This window comes from Nocardia sp. NBC_00881, from assembly GCF_045207455.1.
Classification (GTDB): Bacteria; Actinomycetota; Actinomycetes; order Mycobacteriales; family Mycobacteriaceae; genus Nocardia.
Genome location: NZ_CP108798.1, coordinates 6,037,061 through 6,055,203, shown reverse-complemented (window position 1 = coordinate 6,055,203; position 18,143 = coordinate 6,037,061). Strand labels below are relative to the sequence as shown.

The following is an 18,143-nucleotide window of genomic DNA, read 5'->3' as shown; positions in this document are numbered from 1 at the left end:
TGCTGGCAATTCCGGGCCGTAGATGCGGTCGCGGCGCCGCCGCTGGCGGACTCAGCGGCCCGCGCGGATGATCGCCTCGATATTGCGCTCGGCCAATGCGGTGATGGTGAGCGACGGGTTGACCGTTCCGGTGCTGCCGGGGACCGCGGCGCCATCCATCACGTACAGGCCGGGATGGCCATGCACGCGCCCGTGGTTGTCGGTGGCCCTTCCGAGCACAGCCCCCCCGAGCGGATGCGCGGTGAACAGCGCATTCGCGTCGTAGCCGAGCGCACTGTACTCGAGGAGCGCTCCGGCACGTTCGGCGATCCGGTGGTCGACCGCCTTCGCCGCGCCCACGATCTCGTCCCGGTTCTTCGTGGACCAGCTGAGCCCCACGCCGTTCGTGGCCCTGTCGTAGCCGAACCTGGCGCGCGTCGGGTCCAGGACCATACCGAGGGAGGCGAGCGCGCCGGTCTCGAATGGGATGCCGGGGATGTACCAGCTCTCCAGGGTCAGCGGCGCGCCTGATTCGTCGAAGATTCGACTCGCACTCGGCACGCCCTGGCCATGGCCGGCCAGCGCACTCGCGCCGCGGGCGAGCACCACGTCGCCGTTGGTGCCCCACCCGTCGCCGATGTGTTCGTTGAGATGCGTCAGCGCACCGGTGGCCTGGGCACGGACCAGCAGCTCGGAGGTACCGACCGAGCCCGCACCCAGAAAGAGCCGATCGCAGGTGAGCGTCCGTGTGGCGAGCACGTCACCGGTGGGCGCCAGTTTCGTCACGGTGACCGAGTAGCGGCCGCCGGGCTCCTGCGCGATGGCGTCGACCCGGTGGCCGGGGTAAACCATGCTGCGGCCGGTGTCCTGCGCATACTTCAGGTAGTTCTGGTTCAGGTCGAACTTGGCGCCGTTGGAGTTGCCCAGATTGCTCCGTGCCGCCGTGGCCGAGGCTCTGCTTGCTCCGGCGAGTTCGGCGCGCAGAATGTCCCAGGTGAAGATCGAGTCGTTCGCCCGCGGCTCATAGCCGGCCCTGCGGACCTGGTCGTCCCAGGCCCGGGAATGCGCGAACGGCGAGGAATTGTAGATGTCCGCGGGCATCGGGCTCAGCCGCAACATTTCCCGCACCCGCGGGTAGTACACGCGGTCCATCTCGCCGTAGTCGACGGTGCCGCCGAAGACGTGGTCGAAGAAGCGGCGTTCCGGGGCGACCATGGCGCCGGTGAAGATTACCGAGCCGCCCCCGACGGCAGCCGCCCGCCACACATCGATACCCGGGTATTCGGTGCAATCCAGCACGCCGCCGAAGTCGGCGAACCCGATCGGCATCTTGGTGACGCCGGTGAAGTGGGTGCGATGCCAGAAGCCGCGGCCGTCGGGCAAGTCATCGCCGGTGAAGATTTCCCGCCACGGATCGTTGGGCCAGCGCGAACCACGTTCCAGGACGGTGTTGGCGATCCCGGCCTGAGCGAGGCGCAGCGCCGTCACCGCGGCACCGAAGCCGGAGCCGATCACGATCGCGGGCGAGTGCTCGGGCGGATCGGGAAGCGGTGCGAAGATCTCCGGCACCCAGGTGCGAAACAGCCCCTCCCACATGGGGTCAGCGGACGCGACGGTTGTACCGAAAGCCGATCCCGCGACACCGAGCAGCGCGGCCGTGCCCGCCGCCTTGAACAAGGCGCGTCTACGCAACCCAGGTACCTCCGTCATCAGGTTCTAGCGGTGCGCAGATTACCGGCATTCCCGTTCGGTGAACAATTATTCGCGCGGCAGCTATGCGCCGAACGGCGGCTCATCGGCCCGGCAGGTCGCGCCAGGGGCGGGAAGTTGCAGGTCAATGAGGTAGTGCTCGCGCAGCAGGCGGGTACAGTCACCGGGCGTGGTGTGCCCGTAACCACCTTCCACGACGACCAGCCTGGCGTTCACAAGTTCCTGCTGGGCATGGCGCGCGGCAGCCAATGGGGTCACTGGATCGAATTGGTTGTTGAACAGCAGGGCTGGGGTGTCCGAGCGCAGGATCCATGGCCCGGTATAGCGCTGTGCGTATCCCTCGGGCGGGGTTGACCAAGAGGCGCATGCCTGGCGCAGATACATCCAGAAGGCAACGTAATTCGGCGCGACGGGGGCGAGTTCCGCTGTCAGCGTCGGCCATTGGTACGGATCGCGGGTAAATGTGTTGTCCGCGCAGGAGATCGCGGTGAACGAGTCGAGAAAATCGAACGATTGTGTAGTGGCCGCGAGGATCTCGCCGACGATATCGGGATCGCCGGCCGGACCGCGCTCCAACTCGGCGAGCAGCTGGGCCAACGCAGGCCACCCCTCCTTCGGGTCGTACAGCAGGAGCGCGTGTGACGGCAGCACCTGCGAGTAGGTGACCGTCCGTGCCCGCCCGCCTTCCCCGACCACCAAGGGTTCCTTCCGAATATGTTGCAGCACAGCATCATTGCGGGTGCGCAAGTCCGGTTCTCCGGTACCCTCCCGCGCCGCGGTGGCACTCGGTCTCCCATCGGCGGCGAAGGCGCAGCGCGGTCGGCCCGCATCGGCACACAACCGCAGGAATTCGCCGAGGACCTCCTCGGTGCCCGCCGCCATGCTCTCGATCGCGCCGCGGGTGTCGTTGGTGTACGCGTCGGGATCCATCATCGAGCCGAGGTGCAGCGCGCACCCTGTCGCCGAACAGCGCACCGTACACCTCACCCAGATAGCTTGCGTAGGAACCGCCTTCGTAGCTCAGCTTGGGGTCGCCGACCGCGCGCCGCAACAGGTCGAGATCGCGCGCGACGTCGACAGTGGTCAAGTGTCCGAGCAGCGCGCCACTGTGCGCGGCACACCCCACGGCAAGCTCACGGCTGGCCCGCGCGGCATCCCGCTCCTGTTCGGGATTCGCGGGCGGAATCGACACCCTGGACCAGAACCGTTGCTGCTCTTCGGCATTCGCGAAGCAGCGGACCTGCGCGCTGCGGCCGACGCCACGTTGGTCGAAGGTGACCACGTCGAACCGGCGCGCGATCTCACCGCCGAGCAGTTCGCCGCCGGCGGCCCAGCGGAATCCCGCCCCGCCGGGACCACCGACCCCGGCGAACAGCGTGCCGATCCGCAGCTCGGGGTCGGAGGCCGGCTGGCGCAGAACCGCCAGCGAGAGTGTCGGCCCTTCCGGGTGCGCGTAATCCAAAGGCACCACCGCGGTCGCGCACTGGAACCTGCTCAGCTCCTGCTCCGCGCACGGCGCCCAATCAGAGATCCCCACTATGAAGGCATCCGCCGCGGGCGCGGCACCAGTTCCCCTCCGCAGTTCGGGCACACATCGTTCAGCTCGCCACCACAGTGTTCGCAGAAGGTGCACACCCGTAGCTACAGATGCGGGCCGGACCGTCAGCGGCGACGCCGGCACCGCAACGCTCGCACGCGGTGCGCATCGCCAACACCACCTCCTCCTAGGACGACAACAACCGGACCACCGCGATGACGCCGACCACGACGATGACCGCGCGCAGCACGGTCGGCGGCATCCGCCTGCCCATCCTCGCACCGAGCTGACCGCCGATGATCGAACCGAGCGCGATCAGCACGGCCACCCGCCAGTTCACGTCCGCCACCACGATGAAGATCGAGGCGGAAATCCCGTTCACGATCAGCGCGAGCGCGTTCTTCACTCCATTGAGGCGTTGGATATCCTCGTGCACGAACACGCCGAGCAACCCGATCAGCAGCACGCCCTGAGCGGCGCCGAAGTACCCGCCGTAGACGCCCGTCGCGTAGATCGCCGCGAAGAGGATCGGGCCGCCGTGTGCCGGGGCGGGGGCGTCGTCGTTCTCCCGCTGTCGCTTGACCCAGCGCGCCAGCCGCGGCTGCACTACGACCAGCACTAGTGCCGCGATGATCAGGATGGGCACGATAGCCTTGAACGCATCCGCGGGCAGCACGAGCAGCAGCACAGCCCCGGTGATGCCGCCGAGCAAAGACGCGGTGCCCAGCCGCAGCAGCCTGGCCCGCTGACCGGCGAGTTCGCGGCGGTAGCCGTGCACACCGCTGAGCGCGCCGGGGACCAGACCGATGGTGTTCGAGACATTCGCGGTGACCGGCGGCACGCCGAACGCGAGCAGAATGGGAAAGGTGATCAGGGTGCCCGAGCCGACGATCGTGTTGATACCGCCCGCCGCGATGCCCGCACCGAAGACGGCCAGTTGCTCCAGCCAGGTCATAGCAAAATCCTCCGACGTCCCACTATCGGACCGAACGCTAGCGGTGTTGTCGGATGACCCGACGACCGGACCGCCCTTCCCGGCGGTATGGCGGCACGGTAAACTCACCCGCATCATGCAGCGGGCACTTCTTCTCAGCCGCCGCGACGGGGTCTGATCAGACCGGCTCCCGTCGCGGGGTATTGCCGCGCCGGTCGACCCGAATATCCTTTGGGATACACCACACCCTCCGGAGAAAATCGCCCATGTCCCCTGCTGACGCCTTCGTTTCCAGCACCCGCACCATCACCGTGCCGGGCAAACCCGCTCCCGCCGACCAGCCTGCTTGGAACAAGCAGAAGAACTCGTCGATGCCGACCTTCCGCTATCGGCCGTTCGCCGAGGAGGTCGAGCCGGTCACGCTGCCCGACCGCACCTGGCCGAACAAGATCATCGACCGGGCGCCCGGCTGGTGCGCCGTCGACCTGCGCGACGGCAATCAGGCGCTGATCGACCCGATGAGCCCGGCCCGCAAACGGCGCATGTTCGACCTGCTGGTGCGAATGGGCTACAAGGAAATCGAGGTCGGCTTCCCTTCGGCGAGCCAGACCGACTTCGACTTCGTCCGCGAGATCATCGAGGACGGCGCGATCCCTGACGACGTGACCATCCAGGTGCTCACTCAGTGTCGGGCCGAGCTGATCGAACGCACCTTCGAGGCCTGTGCGGGCGCGCAGAACGTGATCGTGCACTTCTACAACTCCACCTCGATCCTGCAGCGGAAAGTGGTGTTCCGCGCCGACCGGGCGGCTATCGAGAAGATCGCCACGGATGCCGCGGCGCTGTGCCTGGAGATAGAGCGGCGCTACCCGGACACCAACTGGCGCTATGAGTACAGCCCGGAGTCCTACACCGGCACCGAGCTGGAGTATGCCCTGGAGGTCTGCGACGCGGTCTCCGAAATCATCGCGCCGACGCCGGACAAGCCACTGATCATCAACCTGCCCGCCACCGTCGAGATGGCAACCCCGAACGTCTACGCCGACTCGATCGAGTGGATGAGCCGCAACCTGGCCCGCCGCGACTCCATCGTGCTGTCGCTGCACCCGCACAACGACCGCGGCACCGCGGTCGCCGCCGCCGAACTGGGTTACCAGGCGGGTGCCGACCGGATCGAGGGTTGTCTGTTCGGCAACGGTGAGCGCACCGGCAACGTCTGCCTTGTCACCTTGGGGATGAATCTGTTCTCCCGCGGCGTCGACCCGCAGGTCAATTTCTCCGATATCGACGAGATCCGGCGCACCGTCGAGTACTGCAACCAGCTGCCCGTGCACGAGCGCCACCCGTACGGCGGCGACCTGGTCTACACCGCCTTCTCCGGCAGTCATCAGGACGCCATCAACAAGGGTTTGGACGCGATGAAGACCGCGGCGGACGCCGCCGATTCGGACGTGGACGACGTCGTCTGGGAAGTGCCCTACCTGCCGATCGACCCGAAGGACGTGGGCCGCACCTACGAGGCCGTCATCCGGGTCAACTCGCAATCCGGCAAGGGCGGCGTCGCCTACATCATGAAGACCGACCACGGGCTGGCTCTGCCGCGGCGGCTGCAGATCGAGTTCTCCCAGGCGATCCAGCAGATCACCGACGGTGAGGGCGGCGAGGTCACACCGAAGGAGATGTGGGACGTCTTCCACGAGGAGTACTTGAGTCCGATCCGCCCACTGGAGCGGATGCGCCAGAAGGTCACCGCGTCGGAGACCGACGGCGGGGTCGACTCGATCGTGGCGGTGGTCAAGGTCCACGGCGTCGAGCAGGAGGTCACCGGCAACGGCAACGGACCGCTCGCGGCGTTCGTCGACGCGATCGCCGCCGTCGGCTTCCACGTTCAGGTGCTGGACTACTCCGAGCACGCCATGTCCGCGGGCGACGACGCCCAGGCCGCGGCCTACGTGGAATGCGCGATCGGCGACAAGGTGGTGTGGGGCGTCGGCATCGCCACCTCGATCACGACCGCGTCGCTGCGCGCGGTGGTGTCCGCGGTCAACCGCACCCACTGATTCCTGGAACGGCGCGAGAGCCGGGTGCCGCGGCAGATCGACTGCGCGGCGCCCGGCTCTATCGTGCTGGCGGAGGCCACATGTGGGCCGCGTGGTGTCCGGCCCATCGGCCGCGGATACCGCGACACGAGGCATCGAACCCCGTGCTAGCGTGGATCCGCACTCAAGCGCCGAGCTCTCTGCTCGAATTCCCGAGCAGATGGGGGAACCGTGACACCAGACGACCAGAACCCAACCTCTCCGCCCTGGCTGCAGAGTCATTCCGTGGACACGGCCGACGTCACCGGGGCGGAGTCATCGACCGCCGACCCGTCGACCGAGCAAGCTGGCGGCGCGGAAGTGAAGGAAACCGACGTGGCGGATGCGCCCGACCAGCCGGACGCCGATCAGGGACCGCCCGAGCCGCACGGTTCGATGGATCAGACCACGGCCTACCCGCAGGCGGCAGGTCCCGCACAGGGCTATGGCCCGTTGCTCGGCCCCGAATCTTATGACCAGTACGCCCAGCCGAACTCCGGTCCGTACACGCAGCCGACGTTCCCGGCGGAGCCGTACGCGGCCGGCGCTTTCCAGCCGTCCGGCCAGAGCGGTAGCCACCCCAGTGCCCCGCCAACGGAGCCGCAGGGGCCGAACCCCGGTTACAACGAGTACTTCCAGCAGGAGATCGGTAACGATGGCCTGGTCCGGCGGGTGCCCCAGGACACCCCACCTCCGGAGGCCGTTGCGCCACAGCCAGATCAGCCGAGCGGTCCGATCTACAGCTGGGCGCCGCCTCCTCCGCCGGTGACGCATCAGCCACCGCCGCCCGCCTATCAGCCGCCACCTCCGGTCGGACAGCCACCGGGCCCGAGTTGGCAAGGCGGACAAGGCGGTCCGAATCCGCAGCAGCCCGCGCAGCCGTTCCAGCCACAGCATGTGCAGCAGCCCGGCCAGCCGGGACACTCGGTGAATGATCTGAACCTGCTCAAACGGGCCCGCAGGGCGCCGCGCAGCGGGTGGCGCCGCGCAGTGCACAAGGCCTCCGGCGGCATGATCAACCCGGGTGAGTCGGCGGCCGACCTCGTCTACCGCGACCTCGTCGAGCGGGTGAACCAGCCGGTCCGCGGTGACTACCGGATCGCGATCCTCTCGCTGAAGGGCGGCGTCGGCAAGACCACCACCACGGTCGGCCTCGGCTCCACATTCGCGTCGCTGCGCGGTGATCGGGTCATCGCGATCGACGCCAACCCCGACCTGGGCACGCTTGCGCACCGGGTGCCGCGGCAGACCCGCTCCACCGTGCGCAACCTGCTCGAGGACGAGCACATCAGCAGGTACTCGGACGTGCGGGCACACACCTCGCAGGCGCCGAGCCGACTGGAAGTGCTTGCCAGCGAACAGGATCCGGCGGTCTCCGAGGCTTTCAGCGAGGCGGACTACCGCAAGGCGATCGGCGTACTTCAGTCGTTCTACAACATCATCCTGACCGACTGCGGCACCGGCCTGATGCACTCGGCGATGGCGGGCGTGCTGGATATGGCCAGTTCGCTGGTGCTGGTCACCTCGCCCGCGATCGATGGCGCGCGTAGCGCATCGGCCACGCTGGACTGGCTCGACCACCACGGGTACCGCAACTTGGTCGAGCGCACCGTCGTGGTGGTGAACGCCTCACGGCGTGGCGCGTCCACCGTGGACCTCGACCAGCTGCGCAAGCTGTTCCTCGACCGCACCCGCGCGGTGCAGGTGGTGCCGTTCGACGACCACCTCGCCGAGGGCGCGGAGATCGATCTCGAGCTGGTGAGCAAGCCGACGCAGCGAGCGCTGCTGGAGCTGGCGGCGATGGTCGCCGATGATTTCGAGTACATAGGCTCGCAGCCGCAGCATCCTTACCGGTATCAGGGGCCGCCCGGGATGTGATCCCGGGCGCAGGGCTGACCTGACGCCCAGCAGGCCGACCGGCCTCAGGCCGCGAGTACCGCTGCACGGCTAGGAGTCTGCCGGCGGAGACAGTCCCGCTGTGTCTGATATATGGCTGCCTTCGCTCGGCACGGCGCAGGCTGCGGGCGGACGTCATTCGACTGGGTCCATCAAGCATCCGCCGTCACGATCGCGGCTGCCGACTCGAAGGCCGCGAGCACGGCGGCGATGGCCGGACGGCCGTCGGCACGCGACCTGGTCGCCAGTTCGTACTTGCGGGCGGCGCGGACACCCGAGAGGCGCAGCACCGACAGATCCGGATCTCCCACCGCGTAGCGCGGCATCAGCGCGACACCGTAGCCCGTGGCCACCATGGCTTCGATGACACGGAAATCATTGAGGCGCTGTGCAATTCGCGGTTGCACTCCGGTTATGGTGGCGATCGAGCGGAGCACGTCGTCGACCGGGAAACCGCCGCGTACGCTCAGCCACGTCTCGTCGGCCAGTTCCTCCGGCGCGACGGCTGTGCGGCCCGCGAGCCGATGTGTCGGCGCCGCGACGACATCGATGGGTTCGCGCATGAGCACCCGGGTCGCGACGCGCGGGTCCGCGATCGGCGCGGCGCGCTCGTCGCGATGGGTCAGCACGACGTCGTAGTCGGCGAGTAGCCGCGTCACATCGGACGGGGGCACATCCTCGTCCCGTGCGATTACGTCGACACCGCTGTCTGCCATGCCGGGCAGTACATGCGGCAGCAGCAGCGCGCCGCCCGAGGGAAACACCGCGACGCGCACCCGGCCACGCGGCGAGCCGCGGTAGTGCGCCATTTCGGCGACCGCGCGATCCATCGCCGCGAGCACCTCGTCGGCGCGCATCACCAACGCGCGGCCCGCGTCGGTGAGCCGGACCCGCCTACCGTCGGGTTCGAGCAGGGCGACGCCCGCCTCCCCGGCCAGCACCTTGAGCTGCTGTGACACCGCCGACGGGGTCATCGACAGCGCGGCGGCGACGGCGACGACGGTTCCACGATCGGCGAGTTCGCGCAGCACACGCAGCCGCTCCAGCGACATCGGCGGCCCAGGCGCGGCCGGTTCTGCTGACGAAACCATTAAGCGATGCTACATTGATCATGCACATTTATTCGATTGTTCTGATGATTCATCGAACCCACCATAAAAGGTGTGACCAATCGCGACCGCCTGCTCGGACTCACTGTCGTCCTGCTCTGGGGGCTCAATTTCCTCGCCATCCGAGTAGGGCTCAACCACTTCCCGCCGTTCTTCTTCGCCGCACTGCGCTTCGCGGTACTCGCGGTCCCCGCGCTGCTGTTCATCCCGCGCCCGCGCATCCGGGTCCGCTGGATCATGTTGTACGGCATCGGTTTCGGCATCCTGCAGTTCGCGTTTCTGTTCACCGCTATGCGGGTGGGGATGCCGACCGGACTCGCCTCGCTGGTGCTGCAATCCTCCGCGCCGTTCACCGTGCTGCTCGGTGCGCTATTCCTGCGTGAGCGGATCCGGCCGGTGCAGACCGCCGGTATCGCCGTCGCGGTCGCGGGCATGGCGGTGATCGGCTGGGATCGACTGGAACACGCCACCCTGCTGCCAGTGCTGCTAACCCTCGCCGGCGGGCTCGGCTGGGCATTCGGCAATATCGGCGCGCGCCTGGCCGGCACCGAATCCCCCGGCGTCAACCCGTTGCACCTGATGCTGTGGACCACCGCCGTTCCTCCGTTGCCTATGTTCGCCCTTTCCGCGTTCGCCGAAGGGCCGACCACCGGCCTGCGCGCACTGGCCGACTCGTTCTCGGTCGCGGGTCTGCCGGCCCTGGTGGCGTTGAGCTACATCGCCGTCCTGGCCACGGTTGTCGGCACCGGGCTGTGGACGTACCTGATGGGCCGCTATCCGGCCGGGATGGTCGCGCCCTTCTCTCTGCTCGTTCCGGTCGTCGGGATCGCCGCCGCCTGGGTCTTCCTCGGCGAGGTTCCGACCCCGCTGTCGCTGGTCGGCGGCGGCGTCGTCATCGCGGGTGCCTTCGCCGCCACCTCGAACAAGCCGCGCACCGCCGAGGAGCACGCCGCGGTGGTGGCCCCCTCGCCGACGGCAGTCCTCGTCGCTTCGGGCCGACCGGCAGCGGGCCGAGCAGGCGCCCTCGCGTCGCGCGGGCGACCGGATCCGGGCTCGAAATCCTGATGTTGTGGTCCACAACACCGATTCCGCATGCCCACCTACCGGTTCGCGGGGTCGACATGAACCGAGGATCACTCGGCCTTACAGTAGTGGCCGGCGTGGAAATTGGTACCAAAGGCTAGGCAGCAGATCAGCGCATGGCAGAAAATCGGTGGCCCGTATCGCGGAGGGCACTGCTTCGTGGAACGGTTGCGGCGGGGGTGGCAACAACGGGGGCGCTGACGGCAAGCATGCTGAGGCCGACCCTTGCCGAGGCGAGTCCGAGCGGCAGGCGGGTCGCGGTCCTCGGTGGCGGAGTCGCGGGACTGACCGCGGCGCACGAGCTGGTCGAGCGCGGATTCCAGGTCACGATCTACGACAGACGCGCGTGGGGTGGCAAAGCGCGCAGCGTTCCGGTACCTGGCACCGGGTCGGGAGGAAGACCGGACCTGCCCGGCGAGCACGGCTTTCGCTTCTTCCCCGGTTTCTATCAGCATGTGCCGGACACCATGCGCCGAATCCCGTTCCAGGGCAACCCGAACGGCGTCTGGAACAATCTTGTCCCGGCACCCGAGGCACGGTTCGCCCGGCGCGACGGCGACGACTTCCGCCTCCCGCTCGGTCCACGCGCCCGCGCCGAGTTCAGCCCGGAAAGCTTCCGCGAAACACTCGGCGCGGCATTGGCCACCGCGCTGAAAATGCCGGCCGACGAGGGACTCTACTTCGCCGACCGGCTGCTGGTGTTCAACACCAGCTGTGATGCCCGCCGCCATGGCCAGTGGGAGCACACGTCCTGGCGCGACTTCGTCGGCGGACACGCGCGCTCGCACGAGTTCCGCGCATTGCTCTCGCGCACTCTCACCAGCATCATGGTCGCCGCGAAGGAGGACGTGGCAAGCGTCCGCACCATCGGCACCATGGGTGAGCAGTTCCTCGGCAATCCGTTCCAGATCGGCAACGACGGCGCCTTGGACCGGGTGCTGAACGGCCCGACCAACGCGGTCTGGATCGATCCGTGGGTCGCGCGGGTCCGCGATCTCGGCGGGCAATTCGTGCTCGGCGCCGAGGTCCGCGGGCTAGAGGTGCGTGACCGCAGGATCACCGCGGCACGCATCGTGGACGAGACAGGCGTCCAGCGCACCGTCGACGCCGACTACTTCGTCGTCGCGCTGTCCGCCGAGCAGGCTCGCACGCTGTGGTCACCGCAGGTGCTGGCCGTGTGGCCGGAATTGGCCGCGATGGACGGACTGTTCACCGACTGGATGAACGGCATCCAGTTCTATCTGCGCCGACCGGCCGATATCTCCCGCGGCCATACCGCCTACATCGACGCGCCGTGGTCGCTCACCTCGATCGCCCAGAACCAGTTGTGGAGCCGGAAACTCACCGAGTTCGGTGACGGCACCGTGCAGGACTGCCTCTCCGTGGACATCTCCGACTGGAACTCCCCCGGCATGCTGTTCGGCAAGACGGCCAAGGAGTGCACGCACGAGGAGGTCGCCCGCGAGGCCTGGGCCCAGATAAAGGCCCATCTCGACGACCGAGGCGAAGTGCTCCGCGACACCGACCTGCACTCCTGGTTCCTCGACCCGGGCATCACCTGGCAGGAGGGGCAGCGGCGCAACGCCAACGCCGACCCCCTGCTGATCAACACGGCCGGTTCGTGGGAGTACCGGCCGGAACCGCACGGCGCGCTGGAAAACCTGTTCCTGGCAGGCGATTACGTGCGCACGAACGTCGATCTGGCCACGATGGAGGGCGCCAACGAATCCGCACGCGCGGCGGTGAACGCGCTGCTGGACGTGGCAGGCTCGAACGCGGAACGCTGCCGGATGTTCACGCTCTACCGCGCGCCCGAACTGGAGGCGCTGCGCGGGATCGACGCCGACCGGTACGCGGCGGGACAGCCGAACATGTTCGACATACCGATCTGACACCGCACCATTCCTCCCTGGTCGAAAAGGTGCAGACGAACATCACCGAGGCGGTCGGGAGGGCTGGAGCGCTACTACGCGCCGGAGAATCACGAGGCCGAGCTCTACCTCGACTGAGCCGTCATAAACCGAACCACCGGACCGCGGCGCGCCCGGATCACGGGGCGAACATAGACTCGCGACGTGGCAGACATATCGGTGCGCGGCCGGCTCGCGCTGACGGCCGCGGCCGCGGCGTCGTGGGCGTCGCAGAAGGCGGGTCGCGGCAAGGGTTCGATGATCGGCGGCCTGATCGCGTTGAAGATCGACCCGACGGTCATGGACCAGCTCGGACGTCAGCGCCGCACGGTGCTGGTGACCGGCACGAACGGCAAGTCCACCACCACCAGGATGACCACCGCCGCGCTCAGCACACTCGGCGAGGTCGCGACCCAGGCCGACGGCGCCAACATGGATGCGGGCATCGTCGCCGCACTGAACGCGCATCGGCGCGCGCCGCTGGCTGCCATCGAGGTAGACGAACTGCACCTGCCGCATGTCACCGACGCGCTGAACCCCTCGGCGGTGGTGCTGCTGAATCTCAGCCGCGACCAACTCGACCGGGTCGGCGAGATCAACATGATCGAGCGCAGGCTACGCGCGGGCCTGGCAAAGCACCCCGCGACAGTGGTGATCGCGAACTGCGACGACGTTCTGGTCACCTCTATCGCCTACGACCATCCCAACGTGGTGTGGGTCGCCGCGGGCAGCGGATGGGCGATGGACGCGACCAGCTGTCCGCGCAGCGGTGAGCCGATCATCTGGGAGGGCGCGCACTGGCGCAGCACAGGGACGGATTTCGAACGGCCGCAACCAGATTGGTGGCTCGACGAGCAGGACCTGGTCGGCCCGGCCGGCGTGCGGTTCCCGTTGCACCTTGCCCTGCCCGGCCGGGCCAACCGCGGCAACGCGACGCAGGCGGTGGCCGCGGCCGTCGCGCTCGGCGCCGATGCGGGGCAGGCCGTGGCAGCCGCGGGCACGGTGCGCGAGATCGCGGGCCGATACCGGACGGTGCAGGTCGGCGAGCACGACGCTCGTCTGCTGCTGGCGAAGAACCCGGCGGGCTGGCAGGAGGCGCTGTCGATGATCGAGCCGACCTCGGCGGGCCTGGTGATCGCGGTGAACGGCCAGGTACCCGACGGTGAGGATCTTTCCTGGCTGTGGGATGTGCGGTTCGAGCACTTCGAAGGCGTTCACGTGGTGGCCGCCGGCGAGCGGGCCACCGACCTCGCGGTCCGACTCACCTACGCGGGCGTCGAGCACACCACGGTGCCGGATCCCTTGCATGCCATCGCCTCCTGCCCCGCCGGCCATGTCGAGGTGCTGGCGAACTACACCGCGTTCCGTGATCTCAACCGTGACCTCGAGGAGCGGACGGCATGAGCCAGTCGACAATTCGCATCGGTCTGGTGCTGCCGGACGTGATGGGCACCTACGGCGACGGCGGCAACGCACTCGTCCTGCGCCAGCGCCTGCGCCTGCGCGGCTACGACGCCGAGATCGTCGAAATCACCCTGCCCGAACCGGTTCCGGAGTCGCTGGACATCTACACCCTCGGCGGCGCGGAGGATTCCGCGCAGCGTCTGGCCACTCGGCACCTGCGCCGCTACCCCGGCTTGCAGCAGGCGGCCGCGAAAGGTGCTCCGGTGCTGGCGATCTGCGCGGCCATTCAGGTGCTCGGCCACTGGTACGAGACCTCAGGGGGTGAGCGGGTGGACGGCGTCGGACTGATCGACGTCACCACGTCGCCGCAGCACAAGCGCGCCATCGGCGAGGTCACCACAACTCCGTTGCCGCCCGGGCTCACCACTTCGCTCACCGGCTTCGAAAATCACCGTGGCGGAACGAAACTCGGCGGCGAGGCGACTGCCCTCGCCCGGGTCAGCCGCGGCGTCGGCAACGGCGTCGGCGATGGAACAGAGGGCGTCGTGCAGGGATCGGTGATCGGCACCTACATGCACGGCCCCGCGCTGGCCCGCAACCCCGAACTGGCCGACCTGCTGCTGATGCGCGCGCTCGGTGTCACCGAGCTGGCGCCGCTGGAGCTTCCCGAGGTCGACCGGCTGCGCCGCGAACGCCTGCGCGCCTGAGCCGCGGCGTCCGGACCGGTGAGCCTCCGGCACGGCCGAATCAGGTCACCATGCCGGCTACACCGCCACCGGAGAGACGTCGACCGAAACGGCAATTGTGCTGTCTTTCGCGTGGGTGTAGATGATCCCGCGTAGCGGAGGCACATCGCCGTAATCACGACCCCATGCGACGGTGATGTACCGCTCGTCGCCGAACTGGTCGTTGGTTGGGTCGAAGTCGATCCAGCGGCCGGCACGGTCGTGCTCGTCGTCGCCCGGCACCCACACCGACGTCCAGGCGTGCGTGGCGTCGGCGCCGATCATGCGTTCCTTGCCCGGCGGTGGGTCGGTGGCCAGATAGCCGGAGACATACCTGGCGGCGAGACCATGCGACCGCAGGCAGGCGACGCCGATGCGCGCGAAGTCCTGGCAGACGCCCGAGCGTGCCGCGAGCACGTCGGTCACCCTGGTGGACACCGTGGTGGATCCGGACCGGTAGGTGAAATCGGTGTAGACGCGGGTGTTCAGCTCGGCCACCGCCGCTAGCAGCGGCCTGCCGGGAGTGAGGGATTCGGCCGCGTACGCGACGACCTCATGCGTGATCTCCGGCGGGTGCAGGTCGAGGGCGAATTCCACGGCAAGTGGTCCGTTGGCGCTGGTTGGGCGGGCCTTCTCCCACGGCTCGACGGCAGGTCCGGTCGGGTCGCGGTCGGGCGCGTCCACCTCGACGAGGGACTCGCCGGTGATGACGAGGTTGCGATGTTCCGCGGTTACGTGGAAATAGGAGGCGATGTTGCCGTACACGTCCGCGCCGATCGACCGATCCGACGGCGCCGGGTCGATGTGGATGTCGTGCGCGAGGACCCGCTGGCCGGGGAAATCACGCGGCGTCAGATACGCACGCCCGTAGGAGGTGGTGACCTCGTCGGAGTACGAGTACGCGGTGCGGTGCTTCACCAGGTAGCGCCGGGTAGAACCGTCGCGGCCGATCATCCGACGACCCGCGTGCTACCCCACAGCGGCTGGATGCCCACCGGTAGCGACAGTCTCGTGGTTTCGAATGATTCGGCCACCTTGCGTAACCGAAAGTGCACTCCCTCCAGGAGCTCGGCCAGTTCGGTTCGTCTGCCGTCCTCGTCGGTGACCTCGAGATCGTCGGGATCGAGGCGGCGCAGCATGCGTTGCGCGTCCGTGAGTAATCGCTGCGGGCGCGACGATGTCGATGTGCCGGGCAGCGCGTGGAATCCGGCATCGATCCGGTCCAGCTGGTAGACCAGCGACCGCGGGTGGCCGGTGTCGAATAGCAGCAGCCCGGTGACCGCCGAGATACGTACCGAATCCCGATGTCGCCGACGGTAACTCCCTGACGACTCGGTGGCGTGCAGCACCCATTCGGTGACCACCCGCTCGATCTCCTCCGGATACGTTCGGGTGAGCGCGGCCGACAGCACCGAGGTCAGGGCCAGCCCGCGCTCGATCCGCTTGCCGATGTCCATGACGTACCAGCCGGTATCGCGCACCAGCGACTCCGCGCCGATTCCGGACAGAGCGAGCAGCGCGGCGAGGGTCAGCGAATGCACCTCCGACAGCTCGGCCTCCTGGTCGCCGGCCGCTGCGCGGTACTCGGCCAGTGCCCGATCGACAGCGCTGAGGATCATCCAAGTGTCCGCCGACAGCTGGTCGCGCACGGCGCGCGCCGCGCTGCCGTACCGATCGATCGCGAAAGCCAGCGATCCGGGCAACTCCCGATCGATCGTCAGCGCAACGAGGTAGTCATGTCCCGCCCGCGAGGCTCCCCCGACCGCGCCGCCCACCACGGCGCCAGTGTCAAGTCGCGCGGAATTCTGCTGCGCCGCAAGGGTTTGCGACTCCGAACCGAATCGGACCTTCGTCGGCGCGATGGTGGCGGTGGTGTGTGCCACGGCGGCCAGGAGAATCGGCAGCGCGTCCGCGCCCTCCAGCCAGGGCCGGTAATGAAAGTCCTGGTAGCAGTTGTGGGTGGCGATCAGGAGGCGAGCAGCGGCCTCCGCGCGTTCGCCGTAGCGGCCCATCCAGAACAGGTCGTTGAGGACGCGCGGGGAGCGGACCGCCTCCACGACCGGGACGCCGCGCCGTCCGCGTTCCTCGCGCGGCGGCTCGGTGCCGATCGCGGCGGCGGGCGTGGGCGCGGCCCGGACCCAGATGTCCTTGGCGGCGATCTCGAGCACCGCACGGTCGGGAATCGTGCGCTGCCGCAACCGGCCGAGACCGCCGGACATCGCCGTGTAGCCGGCACGGCGGGCCAGCGAGAACAGCCGGATGGCGACCGGCGCCGCAGCGAGTCCACCGTTGCCCCGCACCGCCGGAGCGACGGAGAACTGCGCCGGTTCCCGGCCGACCCACTGCCACCCGCGCGCATCGATCCTGGCCCTCAGTTCGTCACGCTGGTTCCGATTCAGCCCCGGTCCGAAGACCGTGGTGCCGTCGACCGTCGAGCGGATGATCAACTTGTCCATGTTCGCGATCAGATGGGTGCGCTCGCTGTCATCGCCGCCCCAGTACGACGGCGCGCTCTCCAGCAACAGATCCTCGCCGAGCAGCGCGCGCGACAGCCCGGGCAGGAAGCCGGCCAGCGCCGGATTCTCCAGCAGTCCGCTGCCGAGCGTGTTCACTACGGTCGCCGCCCCGCGACGCAGCACCTCGACGAGTCCCGCGACGCCGAGCCGCGAATCCGATCGCAGGTCGAGCGGGTCGGAGAACTCGGCGTCCACCCGCCGCAATACCACGTCGACCCGCTCGAGCGTACCGAGTGATCGCATCCACAGCGCACCGTCGCGCACCACCAGATCCGCGCTCTCCACCATCGGAAAGCCCAGCATCGACGCCAGATGGGCCTGATCGAACGCGGTCTCGGAATGCACACCGGGGCTGAGCACCACTACCACCGGGTCGTCGTCGGTCTGTGCCGACTCGATCAGCATCGATCGCATGGCCCTGGCGAAGGGTGTCAGGGGGCGTGGATTGGAATGCTCGAACGCCTCCGGGACCGCCGTCGAAACGACATGGCGATCCGCCAGCGCGTAACCGACGCCGGACGGCGCCTGCGCCCAATCGGCGATCGCACGGAACTGCCCGTCGCTCCAACGGCTGATATCACAGGCGTGCAGGAACAGCTGATGCCGTCCCGGGACCGTGATGCCGTGCGCGGCCCGCACGTAACCGGTGTGGCCGAACACCACCTCCGGTGGAAGCAGCCCCGAGGCGACTGTCCTGCGCGGCCCGTAGATGTCGGTGAGCACCTCGTCGAGCACTTGGGAACGCTGCACCAGCCCGGCTTCCAGCCGGGCCCAATCATCCGCGGAGACCAGCAACGGGATCGGATCGAGCCGCCACGGCGTCAGAGTGGAGTTCTCCACCGCCCCGACCTCGGTGTAGGTGATGCCGTCGTCCTCGATCAGCCTGCGCACTCTGTTGTCCAGCCTGCCGAGGCCGCTGATGCCCAGTTCGACGAAATCGGCGGACAGCTCCGACCACATGGTCCGCACCTTGCCACTGGGATCGACCAGTTCGTCGTAGTAGCCGTCGGTGGGGAGACCGCATTCGTCGTAGGCGGCGGTGTCGTCGCCCTCCGCGCGGTAGCGCACAAATTGCTCAGCCACTTGCTCGCGCACACTCGGACCGGTTTCCTGCCCCCGAAGCGCGTCCTCGCGCATTGTCACCGCGCCGACCTCACTTCCGCTACTAGACGTGCCCCTAGGTCGTCGACCAGGTGGTTCAAGCCCTGCGCGAATCGAGAATGCCAGGCGCACCTGCGTCGGTGTACTGTGCCGCCATTTTC

The 18,143-nt window shown here is 68.3% G+C and carries 15 protein-coding genes; 6 read left to right on the top strand and 9 right to left on the bottom strand.

Going from position 1 to position 18,143, the window contains the following annotated elements:
- Nucleotides 1-51 precede the first annotated feature (51 nt).
- The 6 genes from OH799_RS25990 to OH799_RS25965 all read right to left on the bottom strand — a co-directional run bounded on the left by OH799_RS25990 (nt 52) and on the right by OH799_RS25965 (nt 4,181).
- Nucleotides 52-1,689 carry a GMC oxidoreductase gene (locus tag OH799_RS25990; protein ID WP_406269094.1) on the bottom strand — a complete coding sequence of 546 codons (1,638 nt, stop codon included), beginning with the start codon at nt 1,687-1,689 and terminating at the stop codon, nt 52-54.
- 63 nt (nt 1,690-1,752) lie between these two features.
- Entirely contained in the window at nt 1,753-2,385 is a 633-nt protein-coding gene (locus OH799_RS25985; RefSeq protein WP_406269091.1) for an alpha/beta hydrolase, read from the bottom strand.
- Nucleotides 2,386-2,419: 34 nt separating this feature from the next.
- The gene (locus OH799_RS25980) at nt 2,420-3,226 is read right to left on the bottom strand and encodes an alpha/beta fold hydrolase (RefSeq protein ID WP_406269088.1); all 807 of its coding nucleotides are present in this window, start codon (nt 3,224-3,226) and stop codon (nt 2,420-2,422) included.
- Nucleotides 3,226-3,282: a DUF1272 domain-containing protein gene (locus tag OH799_RS25975; RefSeq protein ID WP_406282577.1), complete on the bottom strand. Its 57-nt coding sequence runs from the start codon at nt 3,280-3,282 to the stop codon at nt 3,226-3,228. Before OH799_RS25975 ends, OH799_RS25980 begins: the two co-directional genes overlap by 1 nt.
- Before the next feature lie 5 nt (nt 3,283-3,287).
- Nucleotides 3,288-3,395, bottom strand: coding sequence for a DUF1272 domain-containing protein (locus tag OH799_RS25970; RefSeq protein WP_406282574.1), 108 nt, complete (start codon nt 3,393-3,395; stop codon nt 3,288-3,290).
- A gap of 18 nt (nt 3,396-3,413) precedes the next feature.
- Nucleotides 3,414-4,181, bottom strand: coding sequence for a sulfite exporter TauE/SafE family protein (locus tag OH799_RS25965; protein WP_406269085.1), 768 nt, complete (start codon nt 4,179-4,181; stop codon nt 3,414-3,416).
- A 245-nt stretch (nt 4,182-4,426) separates the two neighbouring features.
- Here OH799_RS25965 and leuA point away from each other — a divergent pair, with 245 nt between their 5' ends.
- A complete protein-coding gene (leuA, locus tag OH799_RS25960) occupies nt 4,427-6,220 on the top strand; it encodes a 2-isopropylmalate synthase (protein WP_406269082.1) in 1,794 nt (597 codons plus the stop codon).
- Between the two features lie 264 nt (nt 6,221-6,484).
- Complete coding sequence (locus OH799_RS25955) at nt 6,485-8,116, top strand: AAA family ATPase (protein ID WP_406269079.1); 1,632 nt, start codon at nt 6,485-6,487, stop codon at nt 8,114-8,116.
- Nucleotides 8,117-8,286: 170 nt separating this feature from the next.
- Here the strand turns inward: OH799_RS25955 and OH799_RS25950 are convergent, their stop codons facing one another.
- On the bottom strand, nt 8,287-9,186 hold the full coding sequence (locus OH799_RS25950; protein ID WP_406282571.1) for a LysR family transcriptional regulator: 900 nt from the start codon (nt 9,184-9,186) through the stop codon (nt 8,287-8,289).
- A 111-nt stretch (nt 9,187-9,297) separates the two neighbouring features.
- Here OH799_RS25950 and OH799_RS25945 point away from each other — a divergent pair, with 111 nt between their 5' ends.
- The 4 genes from OH799_RS25945 to OH799_RS25930 all read left to right on the top strand — a co-directional run bounded on the left by OH799_RS25945 (nt 9,298) and on the right by OH799_RS25930 (nt 14,347).
- Nucleotides 9,298-10,308, top strand: a complete 1,011-nt coding sequence (locus OH799_RS25945) for an EamA family transporter (protein WP_406269076.1) — start codon at nt 9,298-9,300, stop codon at nt 10,306-10,308.
- 227 nt (nt 10,309-10,535) lie between these two features.
- On the top strand, nt 10,536-12,218 hold the full coding sequence (locus OH799_RS25940; RefSeq protein WP_406282569.1) for an FAD-dependent oxidoreductase: 1,683 nt from the start codon (nt 10,536-10,538) through the stop codon (nt 12,216-12,218).
- Between the two features lie 183 nt (nt 12,219-12,401).
- Nucleotides 12,402-13,640, top strand: coding sequence for a MurT ligase domain-containing protein (locus tag OH799_RS25935; protein WP_406269073.1), 1,239 nt, complete (start codon nt 12,402-12,404; stop codon nt 13,638-13,640).
- Nucleotides 13,637-14,347 carry a type 1 glutamine amidotransferase gene (locus OH799_RS25930; protein ID WP_406269071.1) on the top strand — a complete coding sequence of 237 codons (711 nt, stop codon included), beginning with the start codon at nt 13,637-13,639 and terminating at the stop codon, nt 14,345-14,347. The genes OH799_RS25935 and OH799_RS25930 overlap by 4 nt, the downstream gene beginning before the upstream one ends.
- Before the next feature lie 57 nt (nt 14,348-14,404).
- On the opposite strand, the gene OH799_RS25925 is transcribed toward OH799_RS25930, so the two are convergent.
- Both OH799_RS25925 and OH799_RS25920 read right to left on the bottom strand, forming a co-directional pair.
- Nucleotides 14,405-15,319, bottom strand: a complete 915-nt coding sequence (locus tag OH799_RS25925) for a transglutaminase N-terminal domain-containing protein (protein ID WP_406269069.1) — start codon at nt 15,317-15,319, stop codon at nt 14,405-14,407.
- Nucleotides 15,316-18,018: a circularly permuted type 2 ATP-grasp protein gene (locus OH799_RS25920; RefSeq protein WP_406282567.1), complete on the bottom strand. Its 2,703-nt coding sequence runs from the start codon at nt 18,016-18,018 to the stop codon at nt 15,316-15,318. Before OH799_RS25920 ends, OH799_RS25925 begins: the two co-directional genes overlap by 4 nt.
- Nucleotides 18,019-18,143 lie beyond the last annotated feature (125 nt).

Bases quoted from the DNA above. Each gene is read 5' to 3' on its own strand.
- OH799_RS25950 (WP_406282571.1), bottom strand. From the start codon at position 9,186: ATGTCGCTGGAGCGGCTGCGTGTGCTGCGCGAACTCGCCGATCGTGGA.
- OH799_RS25970 (WP_406282574.1), bottom strand. From the start codon at position 3,395: ATGCGCACCGCGTGCGAGCGTTGCGGTGCCGGCGTCGCCGCTGACGGT.
- OH799_RS25940 (WP_406282569.1), top strand. From the start codon at position 10,536: ATGCTGAGGCCGACCCTTGCCGAGGCGAGTCCGAGCGGCAGGCGGGTC.
- OH799_RS25930 (WP_406269071.1), top strand. From the start codon at position 13,637: ATGAGCCAGTCGACAATTCGCATCGGTCTGGTGCTGCCGGACGTGATG.
- leuA (WP_406269082.1), top strand. From the start codon at position 4,427: ATGTCCCCTGCTGACGCCTTCGTTTCCAGCACCCGCACCATCACCGTG.
- OH799_RS25990 (WP_406269094.1), bottom strand. From the start codon at position 1,689: ATGACGGAGGTACCTGGGTTGCGTAGACGCGCCTTGTTCAAGGCGGCG.
- OH799_RS25925 (WP_406269069.1), bottom strand. From the start codon at position 15,319: ATGATCGGCCGCGACGGTTCTACCCGGCGCTACCTGGTGAAGCACCGC.
- OH799_RS25920 (WP_406282567.1), bottom strand. From the start codon at position 18,018: ATGCGCGAGGACGCGCTTCGGGGGCAGGAAACCGGTCCGAGTGTGCGC.
- OH799_RS25965 (WP_406269085.1), bottom strand. From the start codon at position 4,181: ATGACCTGGCTGGAGCAACTGGCCGTCTTCGGTGCGGGCATCGCGGCG.